The organism is Rhodoferax sp., assembly GCF_028689295.1.
Lineage (GTDB): Bacteria > Pseudomonadota > Gammaproteobacteria > Burkholderiales > Burkholderiaceae_C > Rhodoferax.
This window is the reverse complement of the sequence record NZ_JAQTWL010000069.1, coordinates 1-2,955: the sequence shown is the minus strand read 5'-3', so window position 1 is coordinate 2,955 and position 2,955 is coordinate 1. Positions and strand designations below refer to the sequence as shown.

Genomic DNA, 2,955 nt, shown 5'->3' with positions numbered 1-2,955 from the left:
TGGGAGCGCTGCCTTATCTGCTGTTGGCCGCTTGCCCCCTGATGCATGTGTTCATGCACCACGGCCACGGTGGACATGACCACCCGCCGGGCAAGAGCGCAGCGCCAACACCGCCAGCCAAGCCGGGAGAGCCGTCATGAACCACGACCCGTCCGCTTATGGTTTGTGGGTGTTGGTGGTGTTGAACTCGGCCATTTTCATCATGTTCGCCTACAGTTTTTTCAAACCTGCAACGGCGCGGGACTGGCGAACGTTCGGGGCGTTTTCTGCGTTCATCGTGGCCCTGTTTGTGGAGATGTATGGTTTTCCCCTCACCATTTACCTGTTGTCGGGGTGGCTGCAAAGCAACTATCCCGGACTCGATATCCTGAGCCATGACTCGGGGCACTTGTGGTCCACCCTGTTCGGTGAGCAAGGCGACCCGCACTTTGGCGTGCTGCACATCGCCAGCTACATCTTTCTGGCCCTCGGGTTCATTTTGTTGTCGAACGCGTGGCAGGTTTTGTACCACGCTCAACGCAGCAAAACGCTGGCCACGGCAGGGCCGTATGCGCGCATTCGTCACCCGCAGTACGTGGCTTTTGTGATGATTCTGCTGGGTTTTCTGCTGCAATGGCCGACGCTGCTGACGCTGCTCATGTTCCCGGTCCTGCTGGTCATGTACGGTCGATTGGCATTGACGGAAGAAACCGACATGCGCACCCTGTTTGGCCAGGCGTATGAGCGTTATGCCAGCGTTACACCGCGCTTTTTTCCGAAGTTGTCGCGCCGAATGGCTGCACCGGATTGAACCAAGGAACGCCATGAGCAACATCAAGCCAATGCCATTGACCGATCCGGTGTGCGGCATGACCGTCACCGAATCTTCCGGGCACACGCTGCAACATGAGGGCCGGGCATACTATTTTTGCAGCGCCAGGTGCCAGGACAAATTTGCCGCCAATCCGGGGCAATACCTGGCCCCTGCTGCGCCCGCGGCAGCGCCCGAAGAGCTGGCCAGCACGACCGGCACCATGTACACCTGCCCGATGCACCCCGAGGTGCGGCAGGATCACCCGGGGAACTGTCCGAAATGTGGCATGGCGCTGGAGCCTGTGTTGCCGACTCTGGAGGAGGACGACAACACCGAGTTACGCGATTTCCAGCGGCGTTTCTGGTGGTCACTGCCGCTGACTGCCGTGGTTTTTGTCCTGGCCATGTTCGGCCATCGCCAGCAATGGCTGAGCATGACGCAACAGAGTTGGCTGGAACTGGTGTTGGCAACCCCCATTGTGTTGTGGGCGGCTTGGCCGTTTTTTGTGCGCGGCTGGCAGTCGGTGTTGAACCGCAGCCCCAACATGTGGACGCTGATTGGGTTGGGTACCGGTGCCGCTTATGGCTACAGCGTGGTGGCGGCGGTGGCACCCCAGGTCTTTCCGGACTCTTTTGTCTCGATGGGGCGCGTCGCGGTGTACTTTGAGGCGGCGGCTGTCATCATTTCACTCACCTTGATGGGCCAGCTGCTCGAACTCAAGGCGCGCTCGCAAACCTCGGCGGCGATCAAATCCTTGCTCGGTCTGGCACCCAAGACCGCCCGGCGCATCCGCGCTGACGGTGGCGAAGAAGATGTGCCCTTGTCCAGTGTGCATGTGGGTGACAGTTTGCGCGTGCGCCCGGGTGAAAAGGTGCCGGTGGACGGTGAGGTCATTGAAGGCAACAGTGCCGTGGACGAGTCCATGCTCACGGGTGAGCCGATGCCTGTGACCAAGCGTGTGGGCGACAAGCTGATTGGGGCCACCATGAACACCAGCGGCGCCCTGGTGATGCGCTCGGAGCGCGTGGGCGCCGCCACCATGTTGTCGCAAATCGTGCAAATGGTGGCGCAGGCGCAGCGCTCCCGTGCCCCCATGCAGCGCATGGCCGACGTGGTGGCGGGCTACTTTGTCGTCGCCGTGGTGGCGATCGCGGTGGCGACCTTTCTGGTGTGGGGCTGGTTTGGTCCTGAACCCAGTTGGGTTTTTGGCCTGATCAATGCCGTGGCGGTGCTGATCATTGCCTGCCCCTGCGCCCTGGGGCTGGCCACCCCGATGTCGATCATGGTGGCCACCGGCAAGGGCGCAGCGCAAGGGGTGTTGTTTCGCGATGCCGCCGCCATCGAGAACCTGCGCCAGGTGGACACGCTGATTGTCGATAAAACCGGCACGTTGACCGAAGGCAGACCGGCCTTTAACAGCGCTGTTCCGGCGCCCGGCGGCGATGCCGACGAGGTGCTGCGCCTGGCTGCCAGTCTGGACCAGGGCAGTGAACATCCGCTGGCCCAAGCCTTGGTAAACGCCGCTCGGGAACGCGGGCTGACCCTGGAGAAACCTGAGGCATTTGAATCTGGCTCCGGCATCGGTGTGCGCGGTCAAATTGGGGCACAGTCTTTGGCATTGGGCAACACCACGCTGATGCAGCAAATGGGTGTGGTGTTGGCGCCCTTGGTGAGCCAAGCTGAAGCCTTGCGCGCCGAGGGTGCCAGCGTGATGTACCTGGCCAGCGGCGCACAATTGCTCGGCTTGCTGGCCGTTTCTGATCCCATCAAGGCTAGCACACCCGAGGCTTTGGCGGCCCTGCAAAAAACGGGTTTGCGCATCATCATGGCAACTGGCGATGGCCTGACCACTGCCAAAGCCGTGGCGCAGCAATTGGGCATTCATGAAGTGCGCGGTGAAGTCAAGCCCGCCGACAAATTGGCGCTGGTCACGCGGCTGCAAAACGAGGGCCGCGTCGTCGCCATGGCCGGAGATGGTATCAACGACGCCCCCGCGCTGGCCAAAGCCAATGTCGGCATTGCCATGGGGACCGGCACCGATGTGGCAATGAACAGCGCTCAGGTGACCTTGATCAAGGGTGACTTGCGTGGCATCAGCGCGGCGATTCTGATGTCACATGCCACCGTCAGGAACATGAAGCAAAACCTGCTCTTTGCCTTTT

3 protein-coding genes are annotated in these 2,955 nt (G+C 61.3%); all 3 read left to right on the top strand.

The window, feature by feature from the left end; all coding sequences use genetic code 11:
• Positions 1-140 (top strand): DUF2933 domain-containing protein (locus PHF15_RS16900; RefSeq protein WP_300123040.1); only part of this gene is annotated, 140 nt, incomplete at its 5' end.
• Positions 137-790: an isoprenylcysteine carboxylmethyltransferase family protein gene (locus tag PHF15_RS16895; protein ID WP_300123038.1), complete on the top strand. Its 654-nt coding sequence runs from the start codon at positions 137-139 to the stop codon at positions 788-790. The genes PHF15_RS16900 and PHF15_RS16895, both read left to right, overlap by 4 nt.
• A 13-nt stretch (positions 791-803) precedes the next feature.
• The coding region (locus PHF15_RS16890; protein ID WP_300123036.1) for a heavy metal translocating P-type ATPase at positions 804-2,955 on the top strand (2,152 nt) is incomplete at its 3' end.

Excerpts from the sequence above, each read along its gene's own strand:
- PHF15_RS16895 (WP_300123038.1), top strand. The coding sequence starts at position 137 with ATGAACCACGACCCGTCCGCTTATGGTTTGTGGGTGTTGGTGGTGTTG.